Genomic DNA, 17,532 nt, shown 5'->3' with positions numbered 1-17,532 from the left:
TGGCCGGGCGCAGGGGAGAATCAGCACCCATCGCCGCCGAGGTGGTCCGGTTGAACGGAACCCCTTCCCGATCTGGACCGCCCGCCTCCCCCCCGGGCTGGAAGAGCCTGCTGGCCCTGCTCAGCCTGGTGCTGTGCGCCCTGCTCTGGGTGGGCGGGCTGATCGACAGCCTCGAGCGGCCGTCGGTGGTCGATTCCCTGAGCCTGCGGCAGCTCGAGCTGGCCGCCCTGGCGGCCGAGGCCGTTCCCGAGGGACTGCGGCCGTTGCTGACCGGGGAAGACCCGCGCCGGGAGCTGGGCGATGAACTCCGGCGCCAGATGGAGGCGGCCGATGAACCGCCCCTGGCCCTGCGCCGCCTCGAACGGGCCCTGCTGGAGCGGGACGCCGGAACCCCGGCGGCCCTGGACGACGACACCGGCCTGCGGCAGCTGGCTACCCAGGTGGACGCCGTGCGGCGTCCCCTGATCCAGGCGCTGCTCGACGGGCAATCCGTGGCCGCGGAGCGGCGGCAGCAGCTGCTCGCCCCCTGGTCGCCCCCCCTGATGGTGCAGCAGCTGGTCTGTGAACAGCTGCCGGGGGACCCGGGGGCCTGTCCAGCGGAGGAGAGGTCCCTGCGGCTGCTGCTCATGCTGCTGGCGGTGACCACCCTGCCGGCCCTGTTTCTTCTCGGTGGGGCCGCCCTGCTGTTGCGGCAGGGCTGGCTGGCCTGGCGCGGCCGGCTTGCCGCCGCGCCGCCGCTGGTGGGACCGCCCCTGAGCCCGGTCGATGTGACCCTGCTGATCGCTGGCGGCTTCGTGGTGCTCGGCGAAGTCGTCGTACCGATGCTGGTGCAGCCGCCGTTGCAGATCGCCCTGCAGCGGCTGGACGCCCCGAGGGCCCTCAGCCAGGGCATCGAGGTGCTGGTGCTCTACGCCGCCCTGATGGCCGCCCCGCTGCTGCTGCTGGCCCTGATGCTGCCCCGCCGGGGGGTCCCGCCGGCGGGGGGCTGGCTGCAGTGGAGATGGCGGCCGGCCAGGTCCGCCCTCACCGGTGCCCTGGCCAGCCTGCTGATGGTGCTGCCGGTGGTGACGGCCTCGAGTTGGGCGATCGACCGGATCTGGGCCGACCCTGGGGGCAGCAATCCCCTCCTCGACCTCGTCCTGACCAGCGCCGACCCGTTGGCGCTCGCCTGTTTCGCCGTCACCGCCCTGGTGGTGGCGCCCCTGTTCGAGGAGGTCCTGTTCCGGGGGGTGCTGCTGCCGGTGGCAGGCCAGAGGCTCGGGGGAGCCGGCGCGGTGGTGCTGAGTGCTTCCGTGTTCGCGATCGCCCACCTGAGCCTGGCGGAACTGGCCCCGCTGTTCGTGCTCGGCCTGGGCCTGGGCTGGCTGCGCTGGCGCAGCGGTCGACTGGGAAGCGCCGTGCTGATGCACGCCCTCTGGAACGGGATGACCTTCATGAATCTCCTCTTTCTCGCTGACTGACACCGCTTGCTGCGGTCCCCGATGGGTGGTTCACTTGCGCAGTGCCTATCAGGTCCCTTGGCCGCCTCCCCCGCCCCACGCAGCCAGACGCCGCTGCCGAAACCGAGGCCCTTGCAGAGGCCCCTGCAGCTGATTGAGGGATCCCTCTCGGCGCGCAGGATCGAACGCCAGGCCCCCTGGCTGGCCGGACTGCATCGGATCAGCAGCGGAGCCTTGGTGGGGCTTGGCTTCTCGATGCTCGGCCTGAGCGCCCTCACCCTGCACTGGCAGAACCAGTGGGCCTACAGCTTCGCCAAGCTGGAAGCCTCCAAGACCCTCGAGCACCGCATGCAGGAGTCATCCGCCCTGCTCGAGCAGCATCACCTCAGCCTGGTGCGGCGCCCCGGCCTGCTGGAGCCCACCAGCAGCGCCAAGCTCATCCATTTGCCTGAACCCCGCAGCAGCCGCCCCCGTGCCCCCCTGCCGCTGCTGGCCGGCTTTCAGTTGCGGGCCATCCCGGCCGGCTACTGATGCCCCCCGCCTCCCGTTCCGGGCCTGGCGAGAGCCGGCCCCAGGCGACCGCCGCCGGGGGCGGTCGCCGCCCCAGGGGAGCGGCGACCCGCCGGGTTGTGGAGATTCAGCCGATCCCCACCGGCCGCATGCTCACGGTCTATCTCCTGCTCTGTGCCGCCCTGGTGGGGCTGGCCGGACGGCTGGCCTGGCTTCAGGTGGTGCAGGCACCCCAGCTCCAGGCCCGGGCCAGGGCGATCCAGACCCACGCGATCACCCCCATCGGCAAACGGCGCACCATCGTCGACCGGATGGGACGGCTGGTGGCCCTCGATGAGGAGCGCTACACCCTGTGGGCCCACCCGCGCTATTTCAACCTTCCCGGCGACGAGCCCCAGCAGATCCGTCCTCCCGCCGATGTGGTCAGGGAGCTTTCCAAGGTGCTGGCCAAGCCGCCGGGCGTCCTGCTGCAGACCATCGGCAGCCGCCGCAGCGGCGTCAAGCTCGCCACCGGCCTGGACCCGGAAACGGCGAACCGGGTCAAGGAGCTCGGCATCAGCGGCCTTGATCTCGAGGCCTATCCCCAGCGCGTCTACCCCCAGGGGTCCCTGTTCGCGAACGTGGTGGGCTTCCTCAACCTCGAAAGGGTCGCCCAGGCTGGTCTGGAGCAGAGCCGGGACCGGGACCTGCGCCGCCAGGAGGTGACCCTGAGCATGCGCCGCGGCGCCGACGGCACCCCCCTGCCCGACGGCCTCCAGGCCGGATCGCTCTACGGCGACGACCTGCGGCTCCAGCTCACCCTCGATGCCCGCCTGCAGCAGGTGGCCCAGCAGGCGCTGACCAAACAGGTGAAGCAGTGGCGAGCCAAGCAGGGCGCGGCTCTCGTGATGAATGCCCGCAACGGAGAAATCCTGGCCCTGGCCTCCACCCCCACCTACGACCCCAACCGCTTCTGGAGCTACAGCCCCGCCCTGTTCCGCGAGTGGTCGGTGCAGGATCTCTACGAGCCAGGCTCCACCTTCAAGCCCATCAACCTGGCCCTGGCCCTGCAGGAGAAGGCGATCCGCCCCGGCGACAAGGTGAACGACGTGGGGCAGCTGACGATCGGAGGCTGGCCGATCTTCAACCATGACCGCCGCGCCAACGGCCTGATCGACTTCCCCACGGTGCTGCAGGTGTCCAGCAACGTGGCGATGGTGAAGGCCATGGCCCAGGTGAAGCGCGATCGCTTCTGGCACTGGCTGCGGGCCTTCGGCATCGACGAGATGCCGGACACCGATCTGCCCGGGGCCGTGGCCGGTCAGCTCAAGAGCCGCAGCGAGTTCACCTCGGCGCCGATCGAGCCGGCGGTCGCCGCCTTCGGCCAGGGCTTCTCCCTGACCCCCCTCAAGCTGCTGCAGCTGCACGGGATGCTCGCCAATGGCGGCCGGCTGGTGAGCCCCCACATCACCCGCGGGCTCCGCTCCGGCGATGCCCTGGCCAGCGCCACCGCACCCACGGGCGTCCAGCTGCTCGATCCGGCCGTCACCCGCACCGTCGTCAAGTGGATGGAATCGGTGGTGGAGAACGGCAAGGGGATGAAAATTCCTGGCTACCGGATCGCCGGCAAGACGGGCACGGCCCAGAAGGCCCGCAACGGGGTGTACATCCCGGGGGCCCGGATCTGCAGCTTCGTGGCGATCCTGCCGGCGGAGGATCCCAGCTACGTGGTGCTGGTGGTGGTCGACGAGCCCCAGGGGGGGAATGCCTACGGCTCCACCGTGGCCCTGCCGGTGGCCCGACAGATTGCCGAGGCCCTGCTGGTGATCGAGAAGGTGCCCCCCACCGAGCCCACCACCCGGGTCACCGCCAAGGCCAGCCGCTCCTGAGCCGCCCTGTCCTCATTCCCACAACCCCCGTGCCTCGCCGCGGGGGGCCATGGCTAGCGTCGGGGCCAGCAGACATCGCGCCCGACACCGTTCCACGATGGCCAACCTTCTCGAACAACTGGCCGCCATGACCGTGGTCGTGGCCGACACCGGAGACATCGACGCGATCCGTCAGTTCACGCCGCGGGATGCCACCACCAATCCCTCCCTGATCCTGGCCGCCGCCCAGATTCCCACCTACCAGGAGCTGATCGACCGGTCCCTGCACGAATCCAGGGAGGTGATCGGTGCTGAGGCCCCCGCCGAGGACGTCGTGCGCGAGGCCATCGACGAGATCAGCGTCACCTTCGGCAAGGAGATCCTGAAGATCGTCCCGGGGCGGGTCTCCACCGAGGTGGATGCGCGCCTCAGCTACGACACCGAGGCCACCATCACCAAAGCCCGCAAGCTGATCGGCCTCTACGCCCAGGCGGGCATCGGCACCGACCGGGTGCTGATCAAGATCGCCTCCACCTGGGAGGGGATCAAGGCGGCGGAGGTGCTTGAGCGCGAGGGCATCCACTGCAACCTGACCTTGCTGTTCGGCTTCGCCCAGGCCGTGGCCTGCGCCGAGGCGGGCATCACCCTGATCTCCCCCTTCGTGGGGCGCATCCTCGACTGGTACAAGAAATCCACCGGCCGCGACAGCTATCCCGGGGCGGAGGATCCCGGCGTGCTCTCGGTGACGCGGATCTTCAACTACTTCAAAACCCACGGCTACGGCACCGAGGTGATGGGGGCCAGCTTCCGGAACATCGACGAGATCGTCGAACTGGCGGGCTGCGACCTGCTGACCATCTCCCCGGCCCTGATGGACCAGCTGCGCCAGAGCGACGGTCTGCTGGAACGCCGCCTCGATGCCGCCCATCCGGGCGCCAGCGAAGAGCGGATCCACATCGACGAAGCCACCTTCCGCACGATGATGGCGTCCGATGCCATGGCCAGCGAGAAGCTGGATGAGGGCATCCGGGGCTTCTCCAAGGCGATCGAGACCCTCGAAGGCCAGCTGGCCCATCGCCTGGCCGTGATCGAGGGCGGGGCGGCCTTCACCCACGCGGTGCACGAGATCTTCCTGCTCAACGACCTCGATGGCGACGGCTGCATCACCCGGGAGGAATGGCTGGGCAGCGATGCCGTCTTCGATGCCCTCGACACCGATAACGACGGCCGTCTCGCCCCCGAGGATGTGCGTGGCGGCCTGGGCGCGCCGCTGGCGATCAGCCGCTGAAACCCGGGCCACCCGGCAGCGGCCCCGGCCTTGAACGGTTGTTCACCTTGATGGGCAAGGATGGTTTCCCTCCCTGTTCGCGCATGGCCCACACCGTCCACGCCCTCGACACCATGCGCGCCCTCGCCGACAAGGGTGAGGTGAGGGACGTCGAGGCCGGTTCCGTCATCTTCCGCGCGGGCGAACCCGGCGACTGCATGTTCGGCCTGCTGGAGGGGACGGTGCGGCTGAGCTGGAACGCCGATGCCGGCCACGAGGACATCCAGGCCGGCGACGTCTTCGGGGCCGGGGCCCTGGTCACCCAGGACCACCGCCGCTATGGCCATGCCACGGCCCTCACCCCCTGCCGGCTGCTGGTGATGAACCGCGAGAAGTTCCTGTTCGCCGTCCAGGAGGCGCCCATGTTCGCCATCGAGCTGCTGGGCTCCATCGACCAGCGCCTGCGGGACCTCAAGGGGGTGACCCGCAACTGAGCCCGGTCAGGCCCTGGCAACGATCCTGGGCGCTCAGCCCCGCTGGAACAGCAGCCGGCGGATGACCCGCTGGGCGATCTCGCCGTAGCCCATCTCCCCGGAGAGGATCTGGGCGATCCGCTGGGGCGCGGTGGGCCGCTTGATGCCGAGCTGGTAGCCCACCCGCGGCACCCGGTAGAAGACCTGGGCGATGCGTTTGCCCCAGGCCATCGAATCGCCCCAGGCCTCGCGCATGCGCAGGCTGTAGTGCTCCAGGGCGGGACCGTCGCCATCCAGCCAGCGGTCGAGGGCCGCGGCCGCTTCACAGCCGCTCAGGAGGGACGGACGCAGGCCCTCGGCCAGGAACGGGTCACAGAGCGAGGCGGCGTCACCGACCGCGACCAGGCCCTGTCCATGCAGGGGGTGGTGGCCGTTCCAGAGGCGCAGCTGGCCGCGGCGCCTCTCCCCCGCCGACTCCGGCAGCCCCAGGCTGGGCAGCAGGGCGGAGAGCACCGCCCCGCTGTCGGCCTCCTGCTGGCCGACGAAGGTGCCCACCCCGATGCTGTAGCCGCCCCGGCGGGGAAACACCCAGCAGAAGCCGTGGTGCACCAGGCCGAACTCAAACCGCGCCATGTCGGCGGGGTCGGGATCCGCCGCCACCTCCACCGACACGGTGGCCGCGAAGCGGGGCCGGGCCGGCCCCAGGCCCAGGGGCGCCGCGAAGCGGGAGCCGGAGCCATCGGCGATCACCACGGCCCGGGCCCGCAGCCGCAGATCCCCAGGACCGGCGACCTCCCAGAGGCCATCGCCAGTGCGCTCGATCCACTCGGCCCGGCAGCCATGGCGCAGGTCGCCGCCGGCCTCGACCACCTGCTGCCCCAGGAAGGCATCAAGGACGCTGCGGCGCACGATCCAGAACGGGGCCTCCCCGGGAAGCTCGGCCGTCACCGGATCCTCCAGGCACCAGGTGAACCGCACCCGACGGATCACCTGGTCGACGGCGGGGGCCAGATCGAAGGGGAACCAGCGCTGCACCGAGGCGGCCATGCCACCGCCGCAGGGCTTGGAACGTCCCTGCTCCTGGGCCTCCAGCAGGATCACCCGGCGTCCCCGGGCGGCCAGGTGGAACGCCGCCGCGCCGCCGGCGGGGCCGGCCCCGACGACGATCACGTCGGCATCGGCAGGGCTGCTCACACCTTGAGGATGTCGGCTTCCTTGTCCGCCAGGTGCTTCTCCAGCTCAGCGATGTAGCGATCGGTCAGCTTCTGGACCTTCTCCTGCTCGTCATGGCTCTGGTCCTCGGAGAATTCGCCGTCCTTCTCCTGCTTCTTGATCCGCTCGATCCCCTCGCGCCGCAGGTTGCGCAGGCCCACCTTGCCCTCCTCGGCGTACTTTGCCGCGAGCTTGCAGAGCTCCTTGCGGCGGTCCTCGGTGAGGGGCGGGATGTTGATGCGGATCACCCGGCCGTCGTTGTTGGGGGTGAGGCCCAGATCGCTCATGGCGATGGCCTTCTCGATCAGCGCCATCGAACCCTTGTCGAAGGGCTGGATCTGGATCGTCTGGGCGTCAGGGGTGGAGATCGTCGCCAGCGACTTGAGCGGCGTTTCGGAGCCGTAGTACTCGACGGTCAGCTTGTCGAGCAGGGAGGGGTTGGCCCGACCGGTGCGGATGGTGTTGAAGGTGCGCTGGGTGGCTTCCACCGACTTGCGCATGCTGGCTTCGAGATCCATGGCAGGGGAAGGGTGGTGGGGAGGGGACGTCAGCGGGGGGGCGCTGGCACGATGCTGGTGCCGATGGGCTCACCGGCGACCGCCCGCCCGATGTTGCCCGAGCCGAACAGGTCGAAGACCACGATCGGAATCGCATTGTCCTTGCACAGCGCGATGGCGGTGCTGTCCATCACCTCCAGCTCGCCGCTCAGCACGTCGAGGAAGGTGAGGGTCTCGTAGCGGACCGCATCGCTGTGCTTGGCGGGATCCTTGTCGTAGACCCCGTCCACCTTGGTGGCCTTGAAGATCACGTCGGCGTTGATCTCGGCCGCCCGCAGGGCAGCGGTGGTGTCGGTGGTGAAGAAGGGATTGCCGCAGCCGGCGCCGAAAATCACCACCCGTCCTTTTTCCAGGTGACGGATGGCCCGGCGGCGGATGTAGGGCTCGGCCACCTCCTGCATGGAGATGGCGCTCTGGACGCGGGTGGGCACCCCGGCCCGCTCGAGGCCGTCCTGCAGGGTGATGGCGTTCATCACCGTCGCCAGCATGCCGACATAGTCGGCCGTGGCCCGGTCCATGCCCGCCGCCGACCCCTTCAGGCCCCGGAAGATGTTGCCACCGCCGACGACGATCGCCAGCTGGGTGCCACCGGAGACCACCTCGACCACATCCTTGGCGATCGATTGAACGATGGCGGGATCGATCCCATAGCCCTGGTCACCCATCAGCGCTTCACCGCTGAGTTTGAGGAGAACGCGCCTGTAGGCCATCGACTCGTGCGATCGGCCGAACAGTAGCAACCCCTCCCTCGCCGCCACCAGGTTGCCGGCGCCGGCGACACCCGCTTCACTGCCCCAAAGGAGCACCGCCATGGCCATCGACCCGCCCGGATCTCCCGCCCCCCGCGGCCCCCGCGGCAGCGATGTGATGGCCCGGCTCACGCTCTCGGCCCTGGACCGGGCCAGCGGCAGCCCCGGGTTCTGGCGCGAGCCGGAGGTGCACCGGGCCCTGCTGGTCAGCGGGCTGTCGGTGCTGGTCTGCAGCCTGGCCCGCCTTCAGAACGATCTCAGTACTCGATGCCCGCCTGGGCCTTGACCCCCTGCTCCCGGAAGGGGTGGCGCACCACCTTCATCTCCGTCACCAGATCGGCCCGCTCCAGCAGGGCCGGCGGGGCGCCGCGGCCGGTGAGGGCCACATGGGTGAGGGGCGGCCGCAGGGCCAGCCCCTCCAGCACCCGCTCGGGCTCGAGATAGCCCAGCTTGAGGGCCACGTTGATCTCGTCGAGCACCACCAGCTGGCGCTCGCCATCGGCGAGGTAGGCGCAGGAGCGCTCCCAGGCGCTCTGCACCAGCTGGCGGTCACGCTCCCGGTCCTGGGTCTCCCAGGTGAAGCCCTCCCCCAGGGCGTGCCAGTGGAGGTCGTCGCCGAAACGTTCCAGGGCCCGGGCCTCACCCGGCTGCCAGCCGCCCTTGATGAACTGCACCACCGCCACCTTGCCGCCGTGGCCCAGGGTCCGCAGCACCAGGCCCAGGGCCGCCGTGGTCTTGCCCTTGCCCTCGCCGGTGAAGACGAGCACCAGCCCCTTCTCCAGGTTGCGCTCGCCCACCCGCTGCTGCTGCACCTCGCGGCGGCGCTGCATGCGGCGGCGGTAGGCCTCCTGGTCCACCTCGGGGGCCAGGTCGCCCCCCGGGCCCAGCTCCTCGGCCTGGCGATCCAGGGCCAGGGTGTCGTCCGCCGTGGCGGCAGGGGTCGGGGAGGCGTGCGCCGTCATGGGGAGCGGTGTCCGTTTGGGGCACTCTGGCGGAGCCGTGCCAGGGCCGTGTCGACCGCCTGCTGCTGGTCCCGCCGGGTGATCCAATGGTGGTAGGTGCGGGTGTGGATCGCCACCGAGTGGCCCATCATCCGGGCGGCCACCGTGTCCGGCAGGCCGATGTGGATCGTCCGCACGGCCCAGGCGTGGCGCAGGTCGTAGGGGGTGATCGGCAGCCCATAGCGGCGGAACTGCTCCGCCACCCGCCGGCCCACCTGCTGCAGGGTGGTGCGGCGCAGGTCGGTGCAGACCCGGGGCAGCTCCGCGCCACCCTCCCCCAGGCCCTCCAGACCGAAGCGCTCCACCCAGTCGGGTTGGAACGGCCACACCTGGTGCTCCCCGGTCTTGCTGGTGGGCAGCACCCGCAGCACCCGGTCGCCCCCCGGCGCCAGGGCGGAGAGGTCGCAGAAGAACACCTCGTGGTTGCGCAGGCCGTAGGTGGCCATCAGGCCGTAGGCCAGGCGCCAGCGGGGGTTGGGGATGGCCGCCACCAGCTCCAGGATGCGCGCGTCGCTGGGCAGGCCCCGGAAGCGGGCCACGTGCAGCCCGTAGCCGCCACTGCGCTCGCTCCAGTCGGCCGGCAGGGGCAGCTGCAGGTGGCGGGCCAGGGCCCCCAGGGCGAGACCGCACTGCTGGCGGCTGCGGCTGGCCAGGGGATAGCTCTCCAGCACCCGCTCCAGCAGGGGCACATCGACGGCCACCGTCGCCTCACCCGACGCGGCGGCCAGCGTCGCCAGGCGCCGCAGATAGGGCCGGTAGGCGCCGCTCCAGGTGCTGCGGCTGCCGGCGGGCCGGCGGCGGCGGCGGGGATCGGCGAAGAAAGCGACTTCGAAGCCCGCCAGCAGCGGGGTGAGTCCCGCGGCCCCGGCGGGGCCGCCAGCTGAGGCCAGGGGTGCCGGAGCAGGGGATGGCTGCCCAGCGGGGACGGCGTCTGCGGAAGGGGCGGCCGCGGCCGGCCGACGGCGCCAGTGCTCCCAGGAGAAGCGACCCCGCTCGATGGCCTCCCGCACCCGGGCCAGCTGGTCGAGGGCGGCGGCCACCCCCTCCGCCGTGGCCGGCAGCCCCAGGCTGATCCGCTGCACCGGCCGTGCCGCCGTGCCCTTCGGACAGGGCAGGGGCCCGCGCAGGCCGAGCCGCTGCTGGCGGATCTCCAGCCGCAGGCCGGTGCCCGAGGCCGCCAGCTGCCGGTTCCGCTGCCGCACCAGTTCTGTCAGATCGGCGGCCGGGGGGATGGTGGGGCGATCGGGGAGCTGGGCCGGACGCTACCCCTGCCGTCCCGGCGCCGCCAGGGTGGGCCTCGGTGACCCGCCGGGCAGCCGCCGGTGGGGAGGCGGGGTTACGCTCTGCCTTTCTGATCGAAGGCATGGCCAGGGTCGGCGTGCTGCTGCTGAACCTCGGCGGTCCGGAGCGGATCGAGGACGTCGGGCCATTCCTCTACAACCTCTTCTCCGATCCGGAGATCATCCGCCTGCCGACGCCGGCGCTGCAGAAACCCCTGGCCTGGCTGATCAGCACCCTGCGCAGCGGCAAGTCCAAGGAGGCCTACCGCTCCATCGGCGGCGGCTCCCCCCTGCGCCGCATCACCGAGCAGCAGGCCCGGGAACTGCAGAGCCGCCTGCGCCAGCAGGGTGTCGACGCCACCAGCTACGTGGCGATGCGCTATTGGCACCCCTTCACCGAATCGGCGGTGGGCGACATCAAGGCCGACGGGGTGGAGGAGGTGGTGGTGCTGCCCCTCTATCCCCACTTCTCGATCAGCACCAGCGGCTCCAGCTTCCGGGAGTTGCAGCGCCTCCGCCAGGCCGACCCGGCCTTCCGCCGGCTGCCGATCCGCTGCATCCGCAGCTGGTACGACCATCCCGGCTACATCAATGCCATGGCCGGGCTGATCGCCCGGGAGATCGGCAACTGCGAGGCACCCGATTCGGCCCACATCTTCTTCAGTGCCCACGGGGTGCCCAAGAGCTACGTGGAGGAGGCCGGCGACCCTTATCAAAAGGAGATCGAGGCCTGCGCCGCCCTGGTGATGGAGCGCCTCGAACAGCTGCTGGGCCACCCCAACCCCTCCACCCTCGCCTATCAGAGCCGGGTCGGGCCGGTGGAATGGCTCAAGCCCTACACCGAGGATGCCCTGCGGGAACTCGGGGAGCAGGGCGTCCAGGAGCTGGTGGTGGTGCCGATCAGCTTCGTCAGCGAGCACATCGAGACCCTCGAGGAGATCGACATCGAGTATCGGGAGATCGCCACCGAGGCCGGTATCAGCCATTTCCGCCGCGTGCCGGCCCTCGACACCGACGCCACCTTCATCCAGGGCCTCGCCGATCTGGTGCACGAAGCCATGGCGGGCCCGGAGGTGAACCTCGACATGGCGGCCCAGCTGCCCAAGAAGGTGAAGCTCTATCCCCAGGACAAGTGGGCCTGGGGCTGGAACAACAGCTCCGAGGTCTGGAATGGCCGGCTGGCGATGGTCGGATTCTCCGCTTTTCTGCTGGAATTGCTCACCGGTCACGGTCCCCTGCATGCCCTTGGACTGCTCTGATCGCCCCAGGCGCCCCGGCCTGCGGAGCCGTTCGCTGGTGATCGCCGCCACCCTGGGACTGAGCAGCCAGACCCTGCCCGTCGAGGCCCGCAACGCCAGCCTCTGGGGCCGGGGGGTGTTTCCGGTGGCGAGCTTCGCTGGCTACACCAGTGGTTTCGGCATGCGTTCCCATCCCCTCAGCGGCGACGTCCGTCCCCACTACGGCATCGACATCGCCGCGCCCCTGGGATCACCGATCCGCAGCTGGTGGGCCGGAACGGTGAGCGAGGTGATCGTCGACGGCGGCTGCGGCAACGGACTGGTGATCCGCTCGGGCAGCTACGAGCACATCTACTGCCACCTCGGGGGTCAGGCCGGCCATGGTGTCTACCGCAGCGGTGGCGTCCTGCTGCGGGTGGGGCAGCGGGTCGCCACCGGCCAGGTCATTGGCCACATCGGCCTCACGGGCAGCACCACCGGCCCCCACCTCCACTGGGGCCTGCGTTACCGGGGCGCCTGGATGGATCCGGCCCGCGTGTTGCGGGCCATGGCGGAGAGCCGGCGTCGGCGCAACCCAAACCCCCTCCAGCGACCTAACCTTGGTGTCTTCCGCTGATGGTTCCGAGACCCCTGCCCGGACGCCTGGCTCCCGGGCCCACCGCTCTCCCATCCTGACGATTCCCTCCCCTTCGCCCGACCCCAGCCGCCGCCGTGACGCTCACGCCCCTTCCTTCCGCCATCGCCGCCGCCGGGACCAGCAGCCCCAGTGCCCCCAACACTGAGGCGTCCCAGCCATCGTCGACGCCGATGCGGGTGAGCGGGGCCTACGCCCTGATGGATGCCCTGCACCGCCATGGCGTGCGCCACATCTTCGGCTATCCGGGCGGCGCGATTCTCCCCATCTACGACGAGCTCCACAAGGCGGAGGCCCGGGGATGGCTGAAGCACATCCTGGTGCGCCACGAGCAGGGCGGCACCCACGCCGCCGACGCCTACGCCCGCGCCACCGGCCGGGTGGGCGTCTGCTTCGGCACTTCCGGGCCCGGCGCCACCAACCTGGTCACCGGCATCGCCACCGCCCAGATGGACTCGGTGCCGATGGTGGTCATCACCGGCCAGGTCCCCCGGGCTGCCATCGGCACCGATGCCTTCCAGGAAACCGACATCTTCGGCATCACCCTGCCGATCGTGAAGCACTCCTGGGTGGTGCGCGACCCCGCCGACATCGGCCGCATCGTGGCGGAGGCCTTCCTGATCGCCGCCAGCGGCAGGCCGGGGCCAGTGCTGATCGATGTCCCCAAGGATGTGGGGGCCGAGGAGTTCGACTACACCCCCGTGGCACCGGGATCGGCGATCCCTTCGGGCTTCAAGCGTTCGCCGGCCCCCAGACCGGAGGCCATCCATGGCGCCCTGGCCCTGATCCGCCAGGCCCGGCGGCCCCTGCTCTACGTCGGGGGCGGCGCCATCGCTTCCGACGCCCACGCCGAGGTGCACCAGCTGGCCGAACGCTTCCGGCTGCCGGTCACCACCACCTTGATGGGCAAGGGGGCCTTCGACGAGAACCATCCCCTGGCCGTCGGCATGCTCGGCATGCACGGCACCGCCTACGCCAACTTCGCCGTCACCGAGTGCGACCTGCTGATCGCCGTCGGGGCCCGCTTCGATGACCGGGTCACCGGCCGTCTCGACAGCTTCGCCCCCCGGGCCCAGGTGATCCACATCGACATCGATGCGGCCGAAGTGGGCAAGAACCGGGTGCCGGAGGTGCCCGTCGTCTCCGACGTCAAGCAGGCCCTCGAGGCCCTGCTGCAGGCCTCGATCGGTGAGGGCTCCAACCGCCGCACTGATGCGTGGCTGGAGCGCATCGACACCTGGAAGCACCACTACCCCCTGGTGATCCCCCAGCCCACCGGTGAGATCGCCCCCCAGGAGGTGGTCATCGCCTTGCGGGAGCTGGCGCCCGAGGCCTACTACACCACCGATGTGGGCCAGCACCAGATGTGGGCAGCCCAGTTTCTGCGCAACGGACCCCGCCGCTGGATCAGCAGTGCCGGCCTGGGCACCATGGGCTTCGGCATGCCCGCCGCCATGGGCGTCCAGACCGCCTTCCCCGACGAGACGGTGATCTGCGTGGCCGGTGATGCCAGCATCCTGATGAATATCCAGGAGCTGGGCACCCTCAGCCAGTACCAGCTGCCGGTGAAGGTGGTGGTGCTCAACAACGGCTGGCAAGGGATGGTGCGCCAGTGGCAGGAAAGCTTCTACGAGGAGCGCTACTCCAGTTCCGAGATGACGGGCGGCATGCCCGATTTCCCCGCCCTCGCCGAGGCCTTCGGCGTCAAGGGCATCGGCATCACCGACCGGGCCCAGCTCCGGTCCGGTTTGGCCGAGGCCCTGGCCCATCCGGGTCCGGTGTTCGTCGATGTCCGCGTGCGCCGCAACGAGAACTGCTACCCGATGGTGCCCCCGGGCGCCAGCAACGCCCAGATGGTGGGCCTGCCCAGCCATCCCGAACTGGCCATCGACACCATCCGCCAATGCAACGCATGCGGCAGCACCACCGCCAGCGCCCACCTGTTCTGCCCCAGTTGCGGCGCCAAACTCTGACCCTGCTCGCGCTCCTACTGGCCCTGGTGATCGCCGGGCCCGGGGCGGCGGCGGCGGCGGAGGTGTTCCAGGTGCGCAGCGGCACCCTGCTCCAGGTGGGTGACGGCAACCGCAGCTACCCCGTCGAACTGGCCTGCATGGAATTGGCGCCAGGCCAGGAGACGGAGGCGGTCGCCTGGCTGCGGCAGGCCCTGCCCCGCCGCACCAGGGTGAATCTGCGCCCCATGGGCCAGCGGGACGGGACCCTGCTGGCCCGGGTGAGCCTGCTGGCCGGCGGCGACGACATCGCCAGCGGCCTGATCGATGCCGGCCTGGCGCGGCCGGAGGCCTGCCCGTGAGCCTCAACCGCACCGCCAAAGGCATCGTGCTGGTGCCCACCCTGCTGCTGGGGGCCGCCTTCCTGGCCGCCGGCACCTGGGTGGACGGCCCGGCCGCCGCCAACCGGGGCCTGGCCCTCACCCTCGGCGCCGTCCTGATGGGAGCCGGTCTGCTGGCCCAGCTGCTGCCCGAACCCGGCCCGCCCCCCACCGATTCCGACCCCGAACCCTGAGCGCCGGCGGCGACACCAACGCGACGACCAAAGATCACAGCCCGGCGCCGGCACGGGTGGGCGGGCCCAGAGTTGGAGCAGTCAGGGCGAAGGGGATGCGGGACTCCGATCGGCTGGTCGTGCCGCTGGCCAGGGTCGGCCTCGACGCCATCGCCGAGGTGGGCGGCAAGAACGCTTCCCTGGGGGAGATGATTCAGCGCCTGGGGCCCTCCGGTGTCCGAGTGCCGGGAGGCTTCGCCACCACGGCCGCCGCCTACCGGCTGTTCATCGCCGCCAACGGGCTCCGGCCGGTGCTGGCCGAGCTGCTCGACGGGCTGGATGCGGACGATCTGGCAGCCCTCCAGGCGGCCGGCCAGGGGGCCCGGGAGCGGCTGGGCCAGGCGGAACTGCCGCCACCGCTGGCGCAGGCGATCCTGGCCGCCTACCGGGAGCAGTGCGGGGAGCTGGCCTTCGGAGGCGGCCCGGCCGTGGTGGCGGTGCGCTCCAGCGCCACCGCCGAGGATCTGCCGGAGGCCAGCTTCGCCGGGCAGCAGGAGACCTTTCTGCACGTCGAGGGGGAGGCGGCGCTGCTGGAGGCCTGCCGGCGCTGCTACGCGTCGCTGTTCACCGATCGGGCCATCGTCTACCGGCAGCAGCACGGCTTCGACCACCTGGAGGTGGCCCTCTCGATCGGGGTGCAGCGCATGGTGCGCTCCGATCTGGCCAGTTCCGGGGTGATGTTCAGCATCGACACCGAAACCGGCTTCCGCGACGCCGTGCTGCTGACGGCGGCCTACGGGCTGGGGGAGAACGTCGTGCAGGGCGCCGTGAACCCGGATGAGTGGCTGATCTTCAAGCCCACCCTGGAGCAGGGGTTCGCCCCGATCCTGAGCCGGCGGCTGGGGAGCAAGGCTCTGCGGATGGTCTATGCCGACCCTGGCGTCGGCGATGGCCGGGCGGTGCGCAACGAAGCCGTGTCCCCGGAGGACAGCCGGCGCTTCGCCCTCAGCGACGCGGAGGCGCTGACGCTGGCGCGCTGGGCCTGCGTGATCGAGCGCCACTACGGCGAACGCCGCGGGGTGCCCACCCCGATGGACATCGAGTGGGCCAAGGACGGCCTCAGCGGCGAGCTGTTCATCCTCCAGGCCCGGCCGGAAACGGTGGAATCCCGCCGGGGCGGAGCGGTGCTGCGCAGCTGGCACCTGGAGCCGCACACGGCCGAAGTGATCACCAGCGGCCGGGCCATCGGCGCCTCGGTGAACAGCGGCCGGGCCCGGGTGATCAGCGATCCCAGCGAGATCGCCCGGTTCATGGACGGCGACCTGCTGGTCACCCGCCGCACGGACCCTGACTGGGAGCCGATCCTGCGCAAGGCCAGCGGGGTGGTCACCGACCAGGGGGGCCGCACCTGCCACGCGGCGATCATCGCCCGGGAGATGGGCCTGACGGCGATCGTCGGCACCGGCGACGGCACCGGCCGGATCGCCGACGGCGACACCGTCACCCTGAGCTGCTGCGAAGGGGACGTGGGCCACGTCTACCGGGGGGCGGTGCCGTTCCGGGTGGAGGAGCAGGCCATCGGCGACCTGCCGGCCACCCGCACCCGGATCCTGATGAACGTGGGCAACCCGGAAGAGGCCTTCCACCTGGCCTCGATCCCCTGCGACGGCGTGGGCCTGGCCCGGCTGGAATTCATCATCGCCAACCACATCCGGGTGCACCCGATGGCCCTGCTGCAGCCCGAGCGGGTGACGGCGGCGGCCGACCGGGCGGCCATCGCCGCGCTGGTGGCGGGGTACGACGCGCCGGCCGACTACTACGTGGACCTGCTCAGCCAGGGCATGGCCCGGATCGCCGCCGCCTTCCATCCCCGGCCGGTGATCCTGCGCTTCTCCGACTTCAAGAGCAACGAGTACGCCCGCCTGCTGGGCGGGGCGGCCTTCGAGCCGGCGGAGGAGAACCCGATGATCGGCTGGCGCGGGGCCTCGCGCTATTACGCCCCCGCCTTCCGCGCCGCCTTCGCGCTGGAGTGCCGGGCCCTGCGCCGGGTGCGGGAGTTGATGGGGCTGGCCAACGTGATCCCGATGGTCCCCTTCTGCCGCACCCCCGAGGAGGGGGACCGGGTGCTGGAGGTGATGGCCGATGAGGGGCTGGTGCGGGGGAGGGACGGCCTGGAGGTGTACGTGATGTGCGAACTGCCGAGCAACGTGATCGGCGCCGAGGCCTTCGCCGAGCGCTTCGACGGCTTCTCGATCGGCTCCAACGACCTCACCCAGCTCACTCTGGGGCTCGACCGGGACTCGGCCCTGGTGGCGGACCTGTTCGACGAGCGGCATCCCACGGTCAAGGAGATGATCCGGCTGGCGATCCGCACGGCCCGCCGCTGCGGCCGCAAGATCGGCATCTGCGGACAGGCCCCCAGCGACTATCCCGACTTCGCCCGCTTCCTGGTGGAGGAGGGGATCGACTCGATCAGCCTCAACCCCGATGCGGTGGTACCCACCCGCATCGCCATCGCCGCCCTGGAGGCCGAGCTGGACGCTGCAGCCTCAGCAGGCGGCCTCACCCCAGCGGCCCGGGGCTGAGGCCGCCGCGGGGCCGGAAGGATGGAACAGGAGGCGCCAGAGCAGCAGGCCATGGGCACCGCAGCGCACCACGCAGAGCGCCGCCAGACCCATGCAGAGAGGGCAGTGAGCCAGACCCATCCGAAATCCGGCCCCAGGCGCGATCAGGTTCCACCATGGCACCTTCCGAAGCGGATCGGCAGGGGACGCCACAAGCGTTGGCGCCAATCCCGCCGTGCCCTAGAACGCCAGCAGCCCT

Annotated in this window: 18 protein-coding genes; 12 read left to right on the top strand and 6 right to left on the bottom strand. The window is 70.9% G+C overall.

Annotated features, from left to right (window positions below; all coding sequences use genetic code 11):
• Positions 1-41 precede the first annotated feature (41 nt).
• From VB738_RS12295 to VB738_RS12275, 5 genes are all read left to right on the top strand, one after another.
• A complete protein-coding gene (locus VB738_RS12295; protein ID WP_323306000.1) occupies positions 42-1,460 on the top strand; it encodes a CPBP family intramembrane glutamic endopeptidase in 1,419 nt (472 codons plus the stop codon).
• A gap of 57 nt (positions 1,461-1,517) precedes the next feature.
• Entirely contained in the window at positions 1,518-1,970 is a 453-nt protein-coding gene (locus VB738_RS12290; protein ID WP_323305999.1) for a hypothetical protein, read from the top strand.
• The gene (locus tag VB738_RS12285; RefSeq protein ID WP_323305998.1) at positions 1,970-3,817 is read left to right on the top strand and encodes a penicillin-binding protein 2; all 1,848 of its coding nucleotides are present in this window, start codon (positions 1,970-1,972) and stop codon (positions 3,815-3,817) included. The genes VB738_RS12290 and VB738_RS12285 overlap by 1 nt, the downstream gene beginning before the upstream one ends.
• A 97-nt stretch (positions 3,818-3,914) precedes the next feature.
• Entirely contained in the window at positions 3,915-5,084 is a 1,170-nt protein-coding gene (locus VB738_RS12280; RefSeq protein WP_323305997.1) for a transaldolase, read from the top strand.
• Between the two features lie 83 nt (positions 5,085-5,167).
• Positions 5,168-5,557, top strand: coding sequence for a Crp/Fnr family transcriptional regulator (locus VB738_RS12275; protein ID WP_094587380.1), 390 nt, complete (start codon positions 5,168-5,170; stop codon positions 5,555-5,557).
• A gap of 33 nt (positions 5,558-5,590) precedes the next feature.
• On the opposite strand, the gene VB738_RS12270 is transcribed toward VB738_RS12275, so the two are convergent.
• The 3 genes from VB738_RS12270 to pyrH are packed head-to-tail and all read right to left on the bottom strand — an operon-like array spanning position 5,591 to position 8,015.
• The gene (locus tag VB738_RS12270; protein WP_323305996.1) at positions 5,591-6,730 is read right to left on the bottom strand and encodes an NAD(P)/FAD-dependent oxidoreductase; all 1,140 of its coding nucleotides are present in this window, start codon (positions 6,728-6,730) and stop codon (positions 5,591-5,593) included.
• The gene (gene frr, locus VB738_RS12265; protein WP_254948838.1) at positions 6,727-7,266 is read right to left on the bottom strand and encodes a ribosome recycling factor; all 540 of its coding nucleotides are present in this window, start codon (positions 7,264-7,266) and stop codon (positions 6,727-6,729) included. Before frr ends, VB738_RS12270 begins: the two co-directional genes overlap by 4 nt.
• A 29-nt stretch (positions 7,267-7,295) precedes the next feature.
• Positions 7,296-8,015 (bottom strand): UMP kinase, encoded by a 720-nt coding sequence (gene pyrH, locus VB738_RS12260; protein WP_106221345.1) that lies wholly within the window; start codon positions 8,013-8,015, stop codon positions 7,296-7,298.
• Positions 8,016-8,115: 100 nt separating this feature from the next.
• Between pyrH and VB738_RS12255 the strand changes: the two genes are divergently transcribed.
• Entirely contained in the window at positions 8,116-8,340 is a 225-nt protein-coding gene (locus VB738_RS12255) for a hypothetical protein (protein WP_323305995.1), read from the top strand.
• Here VB738_RS12255 and cobO read toward each other — a convergent pair.
• Together cobO and VB738_RS12245 are read right to left on the bottom strand one after the other, a co-directional pair.
• Entirely contained in the window at positions 8,312-9,016 is a 705-nt protein-coding gene (cobO, locus tag VB738_RS12250; protein ID WP_323305994.1) for a cob(I)yrinic acid a,c-diamide adenosyltransferase, read from the bottom strand. The genes VB738_RS12255 and cobO overlap by 29 nt on opposite strands.
• A complete protein-coding gene (locus tag VB738_RS12245) occupies positions 9,013-10,257 on the bottom strand; it encodes a site-specific integrase (RefSeq protein WP_323305993.1) in 1,245 nt (414 codons plus the stop codon). Before VB738_RS12245 ends, cobO begins: the two co-directional genes overlap by 4 nt.
• A 161-nt stretch (positions 10,258-10,418) precedes the next feature.
• Between VB738_RS12245 and hemH the strand changes: the two genes are divergently transcribed.
• From hemH to ppsA, 6 genes are all read left to right on the top strand, one after another.
• Entirely contained in the window at positions 10,419-11,594 is a 1,176-nt protein-coding gene (hemH, locus tag VB738_RS12240; RefSeq protein ID WP_323305992.1) for a ferrochelatase, read from the top strand.
• Positions 11,575-12,189: a M23 family metallopeptidase gene (locus tag VB738_RS12235; RefSeq protein WP_323305991.1), complete on the top strand. Its 615-nt coding sequence runs from the start codon at positions 11,575-11,577 to the stop codon at positions 12,187-12,189. The genes hemH and VB738_RS12235 overlap by 20 nt, the downstream gene beginning before the upstream one ends.
• A gap of 191 nt (positions 12,190-12,380) precedes the next feature.
• Entirely contained in the window at positions 12,381-14,180 is a 1,800-nt protein-coding gene (gene ilvB / locus VB738_RS12230) for a biosynthetic-type acetolactate synthase large subunit (protein ID WP_323306059.1), read from the top strand.
• Positions 14,162-14,518: a hypothetical protein gene (locus tag VB738_RS12225; RefSeq protein ID WP_323305990.1), complete on the top strand. Its 357-nt coding sequence runs from the start codon at positions 14,162-14,164 to the stop codon at positions 14,516-14,518. Before ilvB ends, VB738_RS12225 begins: the two co-directional genes overlap by 19 nt.
• On the top strand, positions 14,515-14,730 hold the full coding sequence (locus VB738_RS12220; protein WP_323305989.1) for a GIVxVP protein: 216 nt from the start codon (positions 14,515-14,517) through the stop codon (positions 14,728-14,730). The genes VB738_RS12225 and VB738_RS12220 overlap by 4 nt, the downstream gene beginning before the upstream one ends.
• Positions 14,731-14,825: 95 nt before the next feature.
• Entirely contained in the window at positions 14,826-17,294 is a 2,469-nt protein-coding gene (gene ppsA, locus VB738_RS12215; RefSeq protein WP_323305988.1) for a phosphoenolpyruvate synthase, read from the top strand.
• Here the strand turns inward: ppsA and VB738_RS12210 are convergent.
• Positions 17,259-17,414 (bottom strand): hypothetical protein, encoded by a 156-nt coding sequence (locus VB738_RS12210; RefSeq protein ID WP_323305987.1) that lies wholly within the window; start codon positions 17,412-17,414, stop codon positions 17,259-17,261. The two genes, ppsA and VB738_RS12210, sit on opposite strands and share 36 nt — an antisense overlap.
• Positions 17,415-17,532 lie beyond the last annotated feature (118 nt).

Source organism: Cyanobium gracile UHCC 0139, from assembly GCF_034931325.1.
GTDB lineage: Bacteria > Cyanobacteriota > Cyanobacteriia > PCC-6307 > Cyanobiaceae > Cyanobium > Cyanobium gracile_B.
Note: the sequence above shows the minus strand (reverse complement) of the source record. Positions and strands in the feature narration are given on the sequence as shown.

Excerpts from the sequence above, each read along its gene's own strand:
- VB738_RS12275 (WP_094587380.1), top strand. The coding sequence starts at position 5,168 with ATGGCCCACACCGTCCACGCCCTCGACACCATGCGCGCCCTCGCCGAC.
- VB738_RS12255 (WP_323305995.1), top strand. The coding sequence starts at position 8,116 with ATGGCCATCGACCCGCCCGGATCTCCCGCCCCCCGCGGCCCCCGCGGC.
- cobO (WP_323305994.1), bottom strand. The coding sequence starts at position 9,016 with ATGACGGCGCACGCCTCCCCGACCCCTGCCGCCACGGCGGACGACACC.
- VB738_RS12285 (WP_323305998.1), top strand. The coding sequence starts at position 1,970 with ATGCCCCCCGCCTCCCGTTCCGGGCCTGGCGAGAGCCGGCCCCAGGCG.
- VB738_RS12210 (WP_323305987.1), bottom strand. The coding sequence starts at position 17,414 with ATGGGTCTGGCTCACTGCCCTCTCTGCATGGGTCTGGCGGCGCTCTGC.
- VB738_RS12280 (WP_323305997.1), top strand. The coding sequence starts at position 3,915 with ATGGCCAACCTTCTCGAACAACTGGCCGCCATGACCGTGGTCGTGGCC.
- pyrH (WP_106221345.1), bottom strand. The coding sequence starts at position 8,015 with ATGGCCTACAGGCGCGTTCTCCTCAAACTCAGCGGTGAAGCGCTGATG.
- frr (WP_254948838.1), bottom strand. The coding sequence starts at position 7,266 with ATGGATCTCGAAGCCAGCATGCGCAAGTCGGTGGAAGCCACCCAGCGC.
- VB738_RS12235 (WP_323305991.1), top strand. The coding sequence starts at position 11,575 with ATGCCCTTGGACTGCTCTGATCGCCCCAGGCGCCCCGGCCTGCGGAGC.
- hemH (WP_323305992.1), top strand. The coding sequence starts at position 10,419 with ATGGCCAGGGTCGGCGTGCTGCTGCTGAACCTCGGCGGTCCGGAGCGG.
- ilvB (WP_323306059.1), top strand. The coding sequence starts at position 12,381 with ATGCGGGTGAGCGGGGCCTACGCCCTGATGGATGCCCTGCACCGCCAT.
- ppsA (WP_323305988.1), top strand. The coding sequence starts at position 14,826 with ATGCGGGACTCCGATCGGCTGGTCGTGCCGCTGGCCAGGGTCGGCCTC.